The organism is Anabaena sp. TISTR 8404 (assembly GCF_056847745.1).
On the sequence record NZ_CP180578.1, the window covers coordinates 41,979 to 57,890 of the forward strand.

11 protein-coding genes and 1 other RNA gene are annotated in these 15,912 nt (G+C 42.5%); 10 read left to right on the forward strand and 2 right to left on the reverse strand.

Features of this window, described 5'->3' with window-relative positions; all coding sequences use genetic code 11:
- Positions 1-485: 485 nt before the first annotated feature.
- Together ACMX3D_RS00275 and ACMX3D_RS00280 are read right to left on the reverse strand one after the other, a co-directional pair.
- Positions 486-671 carry a hypothetical protein gene (locus tag ACMX3D_RS00275; RefSeq protein ID WP_482749460.1) on the reverse strand — a complete coding sequence of 62 codons (186 nt, stop codon included), beginning with the start codon at positions 669-671 and terminating at the stop codon, positions 486-488.
- A gap of 554 nt (positions 672-1,225) precedes the next feature.
- Complete coding sequence (locus ACMX3D_RS00280) at positions 1,226-1,405, reverse strand: hypothetical protein (RefSeq protein WP_482749506.1); 180 nt, start codon at positions 1,403-1,405, stop codon at positions 1,226-1,228.
- A gap of 919 nt (positions 1,406-2,324) precedes the next feature.
- On the opposite strand from ACMX3D_RS00280, the gene ACMX3D_RS00285 reads away from it, so the two are divergent.
- The 10 genes from ACMX3D_RS00285 (at position 2,325) to ACMX3D_RS00330 (ending at position 15,764) form a co-directional block, all read left to right on the forward strand.
- Positions 2,325-2,897 carry a pentapeptide repeat-containing protein gene (locus tag ACMX3D_RS00285; protein WP_482749507.1) on the forward strand — a complete coding sequence of 191 codons (573 nt, stop codon included), beginning with the start codon at positions 2,325-2,327 and terminating at the stop codon, positions 2,895-2,897.
- Complete coding sequence (locus tag ACMX3D_RS00290; RefSeq protein ID WP_482752461.1) at positions 2,894-4,033, forward strand: 5-(carboxyamino)imidazole ribonucleotide synthase; 1,140 nt, start codon at positions 2,894-2,896, stop codon at positions 4,031-4,033. The genes ACMX3D_RS00285 and ACMX3D_RS00290 overlap by 4 nt, the downstream gene beginning before the upstream one ends.
- Before the next feature lie 60 nt (positions 4,034-4,093).
- A non-coding RNA gene (ssrS, locus tag ACMX3D_RS00295) (6S RNA) lies at positions 4,094-4,277 on the forward strand.
- Between the two features lie 448 nt (positions 4,278-4,725).
- Entirely contained in the window at positions 4,726-5,991 is a 1,266-nt protein-coding gene (locus ACMX3D_RS00300) for a M16 family metallopeptidase (protein WP_482749508.1), read from the forward strand.
- A 160-nt stretch (positions 5,992-6,151) separates the two neighbouring features.
- Positions 6,152-7,435 carry a M16 family metallopeptidase gene (locus tag ACMX3D_RS00305; protein WP_482749509.1) on the forward strand — a complete coding sequence of 428 codons (1,284 nt, stop codon included), beginning with the start codon at positions 6,152-6,154 and terminating at the stop codon, positions 7,433-7,435.
- Positions 7,436-8,287: 852 nt separating this feature from the next.
- The gene (locus ACMX3D_RS00310) at positions 8,288-9,652 is read left to right on the forward strand and encodes an LLM class flavin-dependent oxidoreductase (RefSeq protein ID WP_482749510.1); all 1,365 of its coding nucleotides are present in this window, start codon (positions 8,288-8,290) and stop codon (positions 9,650-9,652) included.
- A gap of 261 nt (positions 9,653-9,913) precedes the next feature.
- Entirely contained in the window at positions 9,914-11,452 is a 1,539-nt protein-coding gene (locus ACMX3D_RS00315; protein ID WP_482749511.1) for an amidohydrolase family protein, read from the forward strand.
- A gap of 151 nt (positions 11,453-11,603) precedes the next feature.
- Entirely contained in the window at positions 11,604-12,602 is a 999-nt protein-coding gene (locus ACMX3D_RS00320) for an aldo/keto reductase (protein ID WP_482749512.1), read from the forward strand.
- 67 nt (positions 12,603-12,669) lie between these two features.
- The gene (locus tag ACMX3D_RS00325) at positions 12,670-13,710 is read left to right on the forward strand and encodes an aliphatic sulfonate ABC transporter substrate-binding protein (protein ID WP_482752250.1); all 1,041 of its coding nucleotides are present in this window, start codon (positions 12,670-12,672) and stop codon (positions 13,708-13,710) included.
- Between the two features lie 197 nt (positions 13,711-13,907).
- Positions 13,908-15,764: an ABC transporter ATP-binding protein gene (locus ACMX3D_RS00330; RefSeq protein ID WP_482749513.1), complete on the forward strand. Its 1,857-nt coding sequence runs from the start codon at positions 13,908-13,910 to the stop codon at positions 15,762-15,764.
- Positions 15,765-15,912: the final 148 nt, after the last annotated feature.

Sequence of the window (15,912 nt, forward strand, 5' to 3'; positions counted from 1 at the left end):
ATAAAAGAGCCATAGATTTCACATAAAACTGCCATGAAACTGCCAGAGATTTACCATAAAACTGCCGTTGCTTACTGATATGGTTTGATACCTAATTTTTGACTTACTGGGGTCAGCAACTTGTGAGACTGAAATTAGGAGGTCATGAATTTCCGAAATGTGATGTCGGGTGTTGTGGCAGTGGCAGCAGTGGGGTGACCTTTAATCATCAGTAAATAGCCAAAGGGGCATGAGCGAGAATTAGTTTACGTCCACAGACAATCTAATTTATATAAGAACAGTACTGTGTGGACGCAGCCAGAAGGCAGTCAGGGTAATCGATACGCACGAAAATGCAGTTTTGCGTCCACACACAGAAGTTAGCCCCTTTTTGGAGGGTATGGACGTGGCGATCTTCGGTGGTAGGATTGGGTGAAATTTAAATAATTTATTAAATAGCCAAAAGGTCAGTCAGAGATTTCCGTTACGTCCACAGACAATCTAATTTATATAAGAACAGTAGTGTGTGGACGCAGCCAGAAGTCAGGCAGGGCTACTATTACGGGCGAAAATAGGGTTTTACGTCCACAGGTGGGAGTCAGCCCACATTTGAAGGTGTGGACGCAACCAGGAAGTGAGGAGCGATCGCGCTGAAGCGGTTCGTTGTAAAATACCTTCAGCAAGGCAACCACTGCTAGAAGCTAAGTGTGGTCGGCGTTAAAATGCCCTCAATGCGTACAGTGAGCCAACGACTGACTGTGTAACTGCCCACAGTAAAGGGGAATGCAAAACCTCGAACGGTCTAGTAACCATCAAGGCGGTTGAGATTAGCCGAAAGCGTCGTCAACAAACTGTAAAGGCCTCAACTCTGGATGTCGCATATCTGAGTTTTTCTCAGTGTTGGTAGGCAGGCTAGATCGACTTGGGAGTAACGGCTAACAGAAAAATAAATTTTTTAAAAGTGCTAAAAATGCGCTACTTTTTTGCTGTCAATAAAAACAGTCAAAAATGAGTAAGTTAATAAGCACTATTTTGTGCTGTTTAGGTAAAATTTGAAGTAAGCAAGAGGGAAAGACGCGCGATCGCCTGCTCCATTATCCATGTCCAAGAGGGTTAAGCTAAGATTGACTAACTACTTGTTATGCTGCTCATCTATGTACAAAAGGGTATAGCAGAAAGATAGCGATCGCCTACTTTGAACACAGCGGATGTTCCTGTGTGGGGCATTGTAGATGCCCCAATAGTGCTACTTATCTTTGCTTTCAGGTTTAGTGGATGTGTCTTGACTTCTATTGAGCAAATAAGCGATTGCTGGAGGTGCAACAGCTTGCGCTAAAGGGATATAGTCACTGTTGTAACCAGCCCAGGCGATAGTTGAAACAGCGAAGCAAGCAACAGCTTTTTTAAGGGAGAAACTATGAATCATAGTTTTGGATGAGTAAATGGACATCCAGATTTAGTCAACCTGGATGTTTCTTTATTTGTGGGAAATTAGTTGGGAAAATACGCTGGAGATAGTTATAAGAATTTAAGGCGAGGAATTGGAGAACATAACTATACAAGAGGGTCAGGTTATTGGAGGCGCTTGTCTGCTCCGCATTACTGTACTAAGGGGAATGTATAGCCATACAAGTGATGAACCTAAGTATGGGTGTACAAGAGGGTAAAGAGAATGAACGCGATCGCCCGTTATGCCATAGCTGTACTAGAAGAAATGTATATGGATGCCAGATATTAGCCTGAGCATGGGTGTACAAGAAGGTAAGAGAAGTAAGAGCGATCGCCTGTCAAGCCAGACGGTAAAGCCATGCCTGTACATTAGGGTAAGTACGCAGATATGCTTAAACAAGAGGGTATGAATGCAAGCATCCCTGTACAAGAGGATATGGGAAGACACGAGAGAATAGCCGACAACATCCATATACAAAAGGGTATAAACGCAGATATCACTGTACAAAAAGGTCGAGCTATGCCTACACATTAGGGTAAATATAGGGATATGCCTAGACAAGAGGGATAAAGCATAGGTATACAACAGGGTATAAGTAGAGATATCCATATACAAGAGTATTAATATAGTCCTTACTAACATTTCCTTGTTTAAGAGTGAGTATTTGCTGTGAATTATATTGAGTGTTACAAAATCAGCCTTTAGTTATATAAAACTTTTATTGGATTTTGGGAAAAACTGAAGTATCTGTAAGGTGGGCATTCAATAATAAATCCTCAGTTGATTGAAAATGCTCAGCCTATGCTTAGTCTACTCAGCACTTTATTTAGGCGATCGCTTGGTTTAAATTACAAAATGTTAAGCTAAAGAAATCGACAACATCTAAAAAACAAATATGTTTTGGCAGCTAGGATTAACATTACTTTTAGGAATTTTCTTATTTTGCCTGATTCGCCTGAGCAAAAATAACTACACAGTAATAACAAATACTAAGGCTCTGACTCTAAGTATTTTTACTCTCTTCCTCCTACCTCATCCAGCCCTAGCCGTAGACTGGACTCATCCACTGTCATTTAGTAATGCACAGTTAGCTAGACGCGATTTTTCTGGACAAACTTTGCAAGCTGCGGAATTTTCTAACGCCAACATGGAAATGGCTAACTTTGAAGGTGCAGACTTGCGTGGCGCAGTCATGAGTGCTTCCGTGATGACAAAAGCGAATCTTCACCAAGCAGATTTAACAAATGCGATGGTCGATCAGGTAAACTTAACAGGGGCTGATTTGAGCGATGCCGTTTTTAAAGAAGCGTTGTTACTTCGCGCCCTGTTTACGGATGTGAATATTCAAGGTGCAGACTTCACTGATGCAGTTTTGGATAAAGCGCAAATCAAAGAACTGTGCAGTAAAGCCAGTGGAGTAAATTCCAAAACTGGCGTAGAAACTCGTGAATCTTTAGGATGTCGATGAAGCGTGTTGGTGTAATTGGTGGTGGGCAACTAGCCTGGATGATGGGGGATGCAGCGAACAAATTAGGAGTAGAATTAGTAGTGCAGACTCCTAGTGCATCTGATCCCGCAGTTAGTATTGCCCAGGATACAGTTTTTGCAGCAATTGATGATGCGAAAGCAACAGAAACTTTAGCTCAGAAAAGTGATGTCATCACCTTTGAAAATGAATTTGTTGACCTTGATGCTTTATCGTTATTAGCAAATCAAGGTGTGTGTTTTCGTCCTAGGTTAGCAGCTTTATCACCGCTATTAGATAAATATCATCAACGTTGCTATTTAAGGGATATAGGCTTACCTGTACCGCAATTTTTTGCTGTCGATGATGTAGAGAATTTAGCATCGAAGCTAGAGCATTTAGATTTTCCTGTTGTTTTAAAATCCCGTCGTCATGGATATGACGGTCAAGGAACATTTATTATTCAAGATTTAGCTAGTTTACAGGAGAAACTATCTCAAACAGCAAATCAATCACAATATTTAATTGAAGAATTCGTTTTATTTGAACGAGAACTAGCCGTAATAGCAGCCCGTTCTGTCAATGGTGAAATTGTCATCTATCCAGTGGTAGAAACTCAACAAGAACAACAGGTATGTCGGCGAGTTATAGCACCTGCGGATATTACACCTAATCAAGTAGAACAAAGTCAAGCGATCGCTCACACTCTATTAAATAGTCTGGAAGTTGTCGGCGTTTTTGGCATTGAGCTATTTCTCACCACAGATGGCAAAGTCTTAGTCAATGAAATTGCTCCTCGCACCCACAATTCGGGACATTTCTCCATCGATGCTTGCGAGACTTCCCAATTTGAACAACACCTCAGAGCCGTGTGTGGTCTACCTTTGGGCAATCCTGCTTTACACTGTAAAATGGCGATTATGGTTAACCTGCTAGGATATGAAAATTCCGAGAGTGACTATCAAAACCAACGCCAACAACTAGCCGCAATTTCTCAAGCAACTGTTCACTGGTACGGTAAAACCGAATCGCGTCCGGGGCGGAAGTTGGGACACGTCACTGTTTTATTAGATGAACATAACCCAGAAACAGCAAATTATCTAGCCCAAACCCTAGAATCTATTTGGTATCCCAGTTAAATTCGTCAGAAAATTTTTATATTAGACACACAAGTCGTTTTAGAAAGTTATAATGAGTTAGTTGCACTGCGACGTTGGTGACTGCCATCAAGTTTTTTGATCTATGTCTTTAAAGAAAAGGGAATTAAATAGTTCTTGTGGCAGTAGACCGGGCATGTACCCGGAAACTTTAAACGAGCAACATCGGTTCCCACCTGGTTTAACCAGGTCATAAACTTAGGTAAAACGGCGTTGTGGTGAACTTAAAATTTAAAGCTCCCAAGTTTTAATTAAAACTTGGGAGCTTTAATTATGGGCATTGGCACAACAGTTTTTCTTGAGTGTTAACCGTCAACAGTCAAAAAAATAAATTGAAAACTGGGTACACACAGTTTTTAGTTGAAACTTTACAAGATGTAGCAATTATTTTAGAAGTTGTAACTAAATTTCTGTGCTACTTCTGGCGGTAGTTTATCAATTAAATATGATTACTATATCTAGGATTAAACCTTTACTCAGAGATTTGATGAATTTTAACTCATAGCAGAGATGATTCACTCCTGCTTTCTCAGCCCCAGAACTTAAGAGTATATTCAAGTAAATTGATTTACATTATTAATAAAAATAAATCTGTATCAAATGATTCTAATTTAGGTTTCGTTAAGGGTTAAGATGACAAAATTACGTTAAATTGTGGTTAAATCTACAAAAAATTGTCACAACAATTAATTCATCCGGTTTTTCCAGCTTCGATTTTCCGACTCGACAATGGTTTAACGTTTATTCATCAAGAGATTCCGACTACCCCTGTAGTTGTGGCAGATGTATGGGTGCGTGCTGGAGCAGCCAGAGAGCCAGAACCGTGGTTTGGGATGGCTCATTTTTTAGAACACATGATTTTTAAAGGGACAGCAACACTAGCCCCAGGAGCATTTGATCACAAAATTGAGAACCGTGGTGGTGTGAGTAATGCTGCGACTAGTCACGACTATGCTCATTACTGCGTGACGACGGCTGCACCTTATTTAGAAGATACATTGCCTTATTTGGCAGAACTACTCGTAAATGCCGCAATTCCTGAGGATGAATTTGTCCGCGAACGGGATGTGGTGTTAGAAGAAATTCGCTCTTGCTATGATGATCCTGACTGGCTAGGAATTCAGTCTCTGATTAAAAATGTATATCAACACCATCCTTATGGACGTTCGGTGCTGGGTACAGAGATGGAACTCATGCAGCAGTCACCCGACGATATGCGCTGTTTTCATCGCGCTCACTACCAACCAGAAAACATGACAGTGGTAATAGTCGGCGGAATTGAGCAAGAAAAAGCTTGGGAATTAGTAAATAAATCATTTGCTAAATTTGCCGAACCTGTTGACTGTCCACAGTCAATCAAGGTAACACAACCAATTATCAAAGGTATACAACGTCAAGAACTGTGTTTACCACGCATGGAGCAAGCACGGTTACTAATGGCTTGGACTGCACCCGGAGTTGAGCAACTCCGCACAGGTTACGGTTTAGATGTGTTATCTGTATTCTTAACAGAAGGACGGACTTCACGCTTAGTACGTGATTTGCGCGAAGAACAACAATTAGTACAAGGAGTTTGTAGTAATTTTTCTCTACAAAGAGAATCAAGTTTATTTACAATTACTGTTTGGTTAGAGCCAGAAAACTTAGAAAAAGTTGAGTACTTAATTCGCAATCATTTGTATGATTTGCAAACCGAAGGAATGAGCGCACAAGAATTAGCTAGAATGCGTAGGCTGCTATGTAATGAGTATGCCTTTTCGACGGAAACACCAAATCAACTCACAGGACTGTATGGTTACTACAACACCATTGCCCAAGCCGAAGTGGCGATAACTTATCCCCAGCAAATTCAGTCATTTACTACCCAAGAACTGCAACAATTTGCTAAACAGTATCTTTCACCAGAGAATTATGCAGTTACTATCATGAAACCATGTTAAGTAGAAGGCAGTGGTTCGGCTGCGCCCTTCTCCTGTCGGAGACGCTGCGCGAACGGCTATGCTCTAGGATAAGCTCATCAACCGAAGGCAGGGAGCAGGGGAGAAAAATCAATCACTATTGACTATTGACCATTGACCATTGACTATTGACTATTGACAAATGACTCCAACTGTAAAACCCTCCCTTTCTCACTCCCTTATCCATCGGACTGTACTCAACAATGGCATTGTAGTGTTGGTAGCAGAAAATCCAGCTGCGGACATTATTGCTGGGCGAATTTTTCTGCGTGCTGGTAGTTGTTACGAAAAACCAGAACAGGCGGGGTTAGCACATTTACTTTCCGCCGTGATGACAAAAGGATGTGACGGACTGTCGAGCTTGGAAATTGCCGAACAAGTTGAGTCTGTCGGCGCAAGTTTGAGTGCAGATACCTCTACAGATTATTTCTTGTTGTCGTTGAAGACAGTCACCTCAGACTTTCCTGAGATATTAGCACTGACCGGGAAAATTTTGCGATCGCCTACCTTTCCCGAAGCACAAGTAGAATTAGAACGGCGTTTAGCACTACAAGATATTCGCTCTCAAAAAGAACAGCCTTTTACTCTGGCTTTTGAGCAAATGCGGCAAGCAATATACCAAAACCATCCCTACGCCAAGTCATTGCTAGGAGATGAAACCACAATGAGCCGCATTACCCGCCAAGACTTAGTGCAATATCACCAAACTCATTTTCGTCCAGACAATTTGGTAGTAAGTATTGCCGGACGAATTACTTTAACAGAAGCAGTAACACTAGTCGAGCAAGTGTTTGGTGACTGGCAAGTACCTGCACAACCACTACCCGTCCTGAATTTACCAGAAATTCAAGTACAACCCAAACATCTACTAAAACCACTACAAACACAACAATCAATTGTGATGTTGGGTTATTTAGGTACAGCAGTCAGTTCTCCAGACTATGCCTCGCTGAAACTGCTTTCTACCTACTTAGGCAATGGCTTATCGAGCCGTTTATTTGTAGAATTGCGCGAAAAGCGCGGCTTGGCTTACGAAGTTTCAGCATTTTATCCAACTAGGTTGTATCCTGGTTCCTTCGTAGTCTATATGGGTACAGCCCCAGAAAATACCACCATTGCTTTAGAAGGACTGCGGACAGAAGTAGATTTACTTTGTACTACAGAAGTATCAGCTAACGCATTCCAAGCTGCTAAAAATAAAATTCTCGGACAGTATGCTTTAGGTAAACAAACTAACGGGCAAATTGCGCAGATTTACGGTTGGTATGAAATTTTAGGCTTGGGTATCGATTTTGATAGCCAATTTCAAGAGCTAATTGCTGCTGTAAGCGTTGAGGATGCCAAGGCAGCTGCTAGTAAGTTTTTACAAGAACCTTACTTATCTTTAGTTGGCCCAGAAGAGGCAATTAATCGTGCATTAGCCTAAAACGAGTGATAAAAAATACGTCATTTATTAGGTGTTTGTGCTGTACATCTGCACTGGTGGTACTGCACCTGCTATGAATTGATTGAGAAATTGGTATAACTTTGCGATCGCATCACTGTGTTGACCAAATAAGTCCTATCCATATATGCAATGCTCTGTTTTAAAAGTGCTGCTGTCAAGAGATGACTAATTTGAGAGCAATGCTGCCTTGTAGCAGGATACATCATCCTGAGCTACTCAGTAGCTTATTAGTTTGTAATACTTAATATTCGATAAACTAACAATTAGCCATTCATGATATTGTGTTGCACAGCACATATTTTTTGTATCTATCTGTGTAAACTGTATATGCTAAGTCAGATTGCTACATAAATGTGTGGTAAATCGAGCGCCAAGCAGCAGCATTACTAGTTCTGCTGTGGTCTTAACCTTACTTCCAGTTTGGTTATTTCATTTCTTGTAGAGCAATTATTCAGCTTCTGCAAACAAGTTTTGTTGTTGAAAGAGCATTTCATTAATACATTTAGTGTCTAGCAAAAGGTGAATAAGCCATATCGCATCTAAACTTGCACATTTTTTCGGGTTGATTGTTGACTATTGACTGTTAACGAACCTCATTCCTTGATTGTGTAATTTAAAGGCGTAATAGCTTACCTGAATGCCAGATACAAACCTTTGAAAGCTTTACAAGAAAAGAATTTTATCGCTCTGCCATTTGAGTAGTTTTTGGGCAGATGTTAGTCGTTAAGAGCCTAATCTTGTCAACTTCTCATAAATCTCTCGGCGCAGCAGTCGAATAAATGACGTTGCACGAAAAATTATTAGCTAGACGCATAGAAAAGAAAAAAGCAGATGAGCAAAACACGCAAGTTTCGTTTAGGTGCATTTATTCAAGCCACTGGACATCATGTTTCCGCATGGCGGCATCCCGATGCACAAGCAGATGCTGGGTTCAATTTTGAGCATTACAAAGAAATTACCCAAACCGCCGAACGTGGCTTGTTTGATGCAGTTTTTCTAGCAGATAGCCCAGGAGTCTGGGGTGGCGCTCCCGAAACTCAGAAACGCAATGGTAAACTTGTGTATTTCGAGCCAGTCACCCTCTTCTCAGCCTTGTCTGCTGTAACCCAAAATATTGGGTTTATTGCCACCGCTTCAACTACATACGAAGAACCCTATACCCTCGCACGTAAGTTCGCCTCTCTAGATTACTTGAGTAACGGCCGGGCAGGCTGGAATGTAGTCACCACAGGCAATGAAAATGCTGCTGCTAATTTCGGTCTTGAGCATCATCCAGAACATAGCCAGCGTTATGAACGTGCTGAAGAATTTGTGGAAGTGGTAAAAGGACTTTGGGATAGTTGGGAAGATGATGCCTTCATCCGAGACAAAGAATCTGGTATTTATTTCGATCCCAACAAACTGCATACACTCAACCACAAAGGCAAACATTTTTCTGTGAGAGGGCCTTTGAACGTAGGTCGTCCGCCGCAAGGTTATCCGGTGATTGTGCAAGCTGGAGCCTCAGAAGCTGGTCGGGAACTGGCAGCACAGACAGCCGAAGTTATATTCACAGCCAATCAAACCCTAGCCGATGCTCAGGAATTTTACGCCGATATCAAAGGTAGGTTAGCGAAATACGGACGTTCTCCAGAAGATCTAAAAATCATGCCTGGGGCTTTCCCCATCATTGGCCGTACTGAAGAAGAAGCGCAAGAAAAGTACGAATTCCTACAATCTTTGATTCATCCTGATGTAGCCTGGGGTATTTTAAAGACGTATTACAAAGGTGTGGATTTGTCGAAGTATTCTTTAGATGATCTAGCCCCCGAACTACCCAGCGACACCAACAACAACAAGAGTCGTCTGAAACTAGTCAAAGATTTAGCTACGCGTAGCACTTTGACACTACGCCAGTTGTATCTTGCTCTTGCTACAGCAAGAGGTCATCGCACCATAATTGGTACTCCTGAAACTATTGCCGACCAACTAGAAGAATGGTTCAACAATGGTGCAGCCGATGGCTTTAATATTATGCCACCAATTCTTCCCACAGGGTTGGATGACTTCGTGAACTTAGTCGTTCCTGTCCTCCAGAAACGCGGCCTATTCCGTACCGAATACGAAGGTCGTACCTTGCGAGAAAACCTCGGTCTGCGTCGTCCAGAGAATCGTTTTGCGGTTAAACAACGGGATGAAAGATTGGTGTTGGCATAAATCGGTATTGGATAATTTCGGGATGATTTACCTCACGCAGAGTCGCAGAGAGTAAGAAGTTTGAGATTTCAAGACATCAAATGTCATCCCATGATTCATTAACACCACATAAATCAATGTTTTACAGATGGATAAGCCACATCTTTTAAAGCCTTCCTTCTGTAGATCTCCGCCCTACAGAAGTTGAAAAGTTTGTCATTGAACAATCCTACGCTCCATTGGATGCTCGGAAAAACCTGTGATTTTTTGAAGGAAAAAAATATGGTTGAATATAGCAGATTGAAAACTTCTCCCTCTGCCGCAATCAGAGCAACCCTTGATTATCCGGTAATCGACACCGACGTTCACACTAATGATTTCACCCCAGCTTTGGAAGATTACATCTCTAATTACGGTGGTTCAAAGCTAGTAGACGAATTACGCAAGGCAGAATCTTCTCGTCTTAACTCCAAGAGCAACGGTAAAGACTGGTATCAACAAACTCCAGAAGAACGCCAATACAATCGCACAATTCGATCGCCTTGGTGGGCGAGAGTAACACGTAATACTCTAGATCTCGCTACTTACACCCTCCCTGCACTGCTCTATGAACGTCAGGCAGAACAAGGTTCAGACTATTCTGTATTGTTCCCCAACAATGTGCTTGCGCCAGCAGGAGCCAGACCAGAACACCGTCAGGCACTACAACGTGCAGTCAATCACTACCACGCTGATATCTATCGCAAATATAGCGATCGCTTGACGGTGGTAGCTGGTATCCCGATGACTACTCCTCAAGAAGCTATTGAAGAGTTAGAGTTTGCTGTAAAAACCCTAGGATTAAAAGTAGCAAATATTCCTGGTGGTGTGAAACGTCCAATTAAGGCGATCGCAGATAAATATCCCGCAGATCAATTTCCTGAAATCGCCAAGTATGCTTCTTACATTGACTTTTACGGCTTGGATAGCGAATACGACTACGATCCTTTCTGGGCAAAAGCTGTTGAATTAGGTGTACCTATTACCACCCACTACGGTAGCCAAGGTTGGACTGGACGCTCTTCCATCAGTAACTATATGAACAACCATATTGGTCACTTCGCCGATGGTTCTCAAGCATTTGCGAAGGCGTTGTTCTTTGGTGGCGTTACCAGACGTTTTCCCCTGTTGCGCGTCGGTATGCTCGAAGGTGGTGCAGATTGGGGCGCTCACGTTTACATCCATTTGGTGGATCGCTTCTCTAAGCGCAATATCAAGGCACTGCAAAACTATAATCCAGAATTGACCAATGCAGATGAGTTGTTTGAGTTGTTTGAGCGTTTCGGCGGCGAAATTACTCAAGGATATTCCCTTAGTAAAGAAGAATTAACCAAGACTGTACTGGGTTCTTCTTTTAGCCGTCATAGCCGTTCGCCAATTGGTAGCGAACTTGAAGATTTTGCCGCCGCCGGGATTGAAACCATTGAAGACATTCGCGATCGCTGGGTGAACAGTTTCTTCTTTGGTTCCGAGTCTGATGACCGCACCATCGCCGCAGCATTCAACGACAAAGCCAATCCATTGAGTGTGAAAATCAACGCCATCTATTCCTCAGACGTTGGTCACTGGGATGTGCCTGATCTCACCTCTCCATTGGCTGAAAGCTGGGAACTTGTGAAAGAAGGCATAATTTCGGAAGAAGACTTCAAAGCCTATGTATTTGGTAATCCCTACAAGTTCTATACCGAAGCTAACCCTGATTTCTTCAAGGGTACAGCGATTGAATCGAAAGTAGGTAACATCGAATCCCCACAAGCAGATAAGAGTTTGGTAGTGGCTTAAATTCTATAGAAAGGCTGCGAGATCCCCGACTTCTTTAAGAAGTCGGGGATCTGACCACCGCTAATTTCTTAAACATACACTTCAGGAGTCACAATTTTTGATTAACTGAACCGTATTGAATCTATATCCATACCCAATTTCAGCAACAACTATGACATTACCAACAACTAAGCTCGGTCAAACCGGATTGACTGTTTCGCGCCTGTGTTTAGGTACAATGACCTTCGGTTTGCAGACAGACGAAGAAACCTCCAGGCAGATTCTCGATACCGCCGCCGATGCAGGAATTAACTTTTTGGATACAGCCGATGTTTATCCCTTAGGTGGTGGACTGACTACTGCTGGACGTACCGAAGAAATTATTGGACGCTGGCTGAAAGGTAAACGTGAACATTTTATACTGGCTACCAAGTGCGTAGGGCGAGTTGGCCCTGCGCCTTGGGATCAAGGTGCTTCACGCAAACATATATTAGATGCGATCGATGCTTCTTTAAGAAGATTGGGAACAGATTATGTTGACTTGTATCAATTGCACTCAGATGATGCTTCAACTCCTCTGGATGAAACCCTAGAAGCACTAGATACAGTAGTTCGTGCTGGTAAAGTACATTATATCGGGGTTTCTAATTTCCTCGCTTATCGACTAGCCCGTGCTTTGGGTCGCGCCGATGTGCGAAATTTGACTCGCTTCGTATCGATTCAACCACGCTACAATCTGTTATTCCGCGAAATTGAGCGAGAACTATTACCCCTAGCAAAAGAAGAAGGACTGGGTGTAATTCCTTACAATCCTTTGGCGGGTGGTTTGCTGACAGGAAAACACAATTTCGCTCAAGGCCCTACCTCTGGTACTCGTTTCACCTTGGGTACTGCTGCGGAACGTTATCAAGAACGCTACTGGCGCGATCGCGAATTCAATACTGTCGAGGAATTACGCACAGTAGCAGATCATGCTGGCTTATCTTTGACAACCTTAGCCTTAGCTTGGGTTCTGGCTAATCCAATTATTACTGCTCCCATTATTGGTGCTAGTCGTCCAGAACAACTGAATGACACTCTTAAAGCTGTGGAAGTAAAACTTGACGACAATTTAAAACAAAAACTCGACGATATTACCGCCGAATACCGCAGGGGAGATTCTCTTCGTTAGGAATTCCAATTTAAGAAATCTTGCATAATCCAAAATTTAAAATCCCAAATCCAAAATGGAATTAACTATGATTAAACGCCGTCGTTTTCTCAATGTTGCTACATCAGGTATATGTGGTTTTTCTATGGCATATCTGTTGGGAAGTTGTAGCCAACAAAGCCAACAGAAAGTAATTAATAGTTCCAATTTTTTGGATATTAAAACTAAGGTTCTCCGTATGGGATATCAAAGTGCGGGGGATCTGGTGCGAAATCGGAAAGTTTTAGAGAAACGCTTAGAGCCACTGGGAATTAAGGTAGAGTGGGCGCAATTTGTCCAAGGGCCGCAACTTATGGAAGGGATGCGTGCGGGCAAAGTTGATGTGGGATCAGTAGGAGAAACGCCACCAATTTTTGCTCAAGTTGCGGGAACAGATCTTGTTTATGTTGTCGGTACACAAAGAAACCAAAGGACAGGAACAAGTAGTGTGATTGCTGTTCCACCTGAGTCTTCGCTAACAAAGTTTGAAGAGATTAAAGGGCAAGAAGTATATTTTCAAAAAGGTTCGGCTTCGCACTATTTTATCTTGAGAGCTTTGCAGTCAATTGGCTTGACCATCAAAGATATTAAAATCAAGAGTCTGCCAACTATCGAAGCGCGGGCTGCTTTTCTCGAAGGGAGAATTCCAGTTTGGATGACAGGAGATCCGCACTATGCGATCGCCGAAAAAATGGGTCGAATTCGCGTTCTTAGAGATTCTGTTGGGCTAGATTCTCCTGGTAGTTACTACATTGCTGACAGAAAGTTTGCCCAAGAAAATCCCGGCTTACTCAAAATTCTGATTGAAGAGCTTCATGCTCTTGATCAATGGGCAGAACAGAATCGAGATGCAGTCGCAAAATTAATGATCACCGAGCAAAAACTCGATGAGGATGTGGTAGCCAGAGTCATGTCTCGTCGCACTTTCGTAGGACGCAGAGGTCTCAGTCCAGCACTAATCGCAGAACAACAACGTGTAGCAGATTTGTTCTTTGAGGCGGGTGTCATACCGAAGAAAATCAACATTCAAGAAGCCTTACTACCATCTGATGTATATGCTGCAATCACACCCCAAGAAATCATGGTCTAGTCCTCATCACCGAAAGGCACGCTTGGAAGCGCAAATCTTGACGATAGAAGAGTGGGTGTAAGGGAAGAGTTAAGAACCAGATAATACTACTTACGAATCTACCCTATATTTCTAGACTCATCCCTGGCAAAGGTTTCACCTTCGGACGGCGCATTTAGTCGTCCATTTTTATGCTGCCCAGTAAGATATCAACTTTCATGACGAAAAAGATCAGAAAATCCCAATCTTTTCAACGTGCTGCTAATGCACCAAATTTGCCTAATACTCCATTCAGGTTCATTTGCTATTTCGTTAACCAGTTCCGTTGGTGGTATTTAGCAATGGTGGTTTTGGAGACACTGCACGCAACTTGTGGCATTATGTTGCCTTATGCTATTGGCGAAATTATCCGTAGCGTAACGCGATCGCCTGACAATAGTAAACCGATTTTTGATGCTGTGGGTCAACCCCTGATGCTGTTCGCCGCTTTGAGTGTGGGTGAAGTGGTATTCGGGCGATCTGCTGGACTTTTGCAAACTATTCTCCATCCCATCCATCGACAGCACATTGTCAGATCTCTATATGCATACTTGCAACATCATTCCCATCGTTACCTAAGTAGTAGTTTTGCTGGGGCATTAGCTCATCGCATCGGTGAAACTTCTTTGGGCGTGACGCAGACGATGCAAATGCTAATTACAGAATTTATGGCTGTAATTATTGTGTATATTGTCTCCACGATTTTACTGTATCGCGCTTATCCGCCACTGGCTGCATTTGTTGGCGTGTGGGCAGTTTTATTTATTAGTATTTCCTTCTGGCTGGCAACTCGGTGTCGAATTTACTCTCGCAAAGCCGCAGCCGCCAGAAGTGAGACAACTGGCATCATTGTAGATGCGGTGACAAATCTCAGCAGTAGCCGACTGTTTGCTCGTCTGGGTTTTGAACGACGTTATTTGAATGAGCAATTAAGGCAAGAACTCAAACAGGTCAGAAAATCAAACTGGTACTCGGAGCGAATTCGTTGGTTTCAGTACATTTCCTCAGCCGTTTTGAAAATTGGTACTCTGTATTACTCGCTTTCTCTCTGGAGTCAAGGAATAATCGCTACTGCTGACTTTGTTGTGGCAACTAGTTTGTCACTGTTAATTATCAGTGAGGCGCGTAATTTAAGCCGACGGTTTCTGGAATTTTTTGAACATATCGGCAATGTCGCTAATGGTGTGTTCACAATTGTGCAACCCCATGAGTTGATTGATCGGGAACAAGCGATCGCTCATCCGATCACTCAAGGTAAAATCGAGTTTCGCCAAGTGTATTTCAACTACACAGAAGGTAAAAAAGTATTTGAAAATCTCTCGATTACTATTCAACCAGGTGAGCGTCTGGGCTTGGTGGGCTTTTCCGGTTCGGGAAAATCTACCTTTGTAAATTTGATTTTGCGTTTGTTTGACCCCCAATCTGGACAAATTCTCATTGATGGGGTCGATATTCGCGATATGACTCAGGATGCTCTACACGCGCAGATTAGCTTAATTCCCCAAGATCCATCTTTGTTTCATCGCACGTTGATGGAAAATATTCGTTATGGGCGGCTGGATGCAACTGACGAGGAAGTGATGGAGGCAGCACGCAAAGCTTATGCTCACGATTTCATCAGCCAAATCAAGGAAGGCTATGATTCACTGGTGGGTGAACGCGGTGTGAAACTATCGGGAGGACAGAGACAAAGAATTGCGATCGCACGAGTCATTCTCAAAGATGCACCGATTCTGATTTTAGATGAAGCCACTTCCAGCCTTGATTCAATCACCGAAAAAGCCATTCAAGATACTCTAGACTTAGCGATGAATGGCAAAACTGTTATCGTCGTCGCTCATCGGCTATCGACAATTGCCCATCTCGACCGCATTTTAGTATTTGATCACGGTCGAATTGTAGAAGATGGTACTCACGCCAAACTTTTGGCACGCGGTGGTGCTTACCACAGGTTATGGAAAATGCAGGCTGGTGGATTCCTGCCTGTAGAAGCCAGTAATAAGAATGGAGCGGACTTACAAGTAAAACGCATCTAAACTTGTACATTTTTTGTGTTTATATTGACAGTTGATGGTTAACAGTCAACTGTCAACCATCAACAAACCTCTTGAGTAATTGTGTAATTTAAAAAAGTAATAGCTTACTAATACCAATTTTGTATGAAGTTGCATAGAATAAAATGGC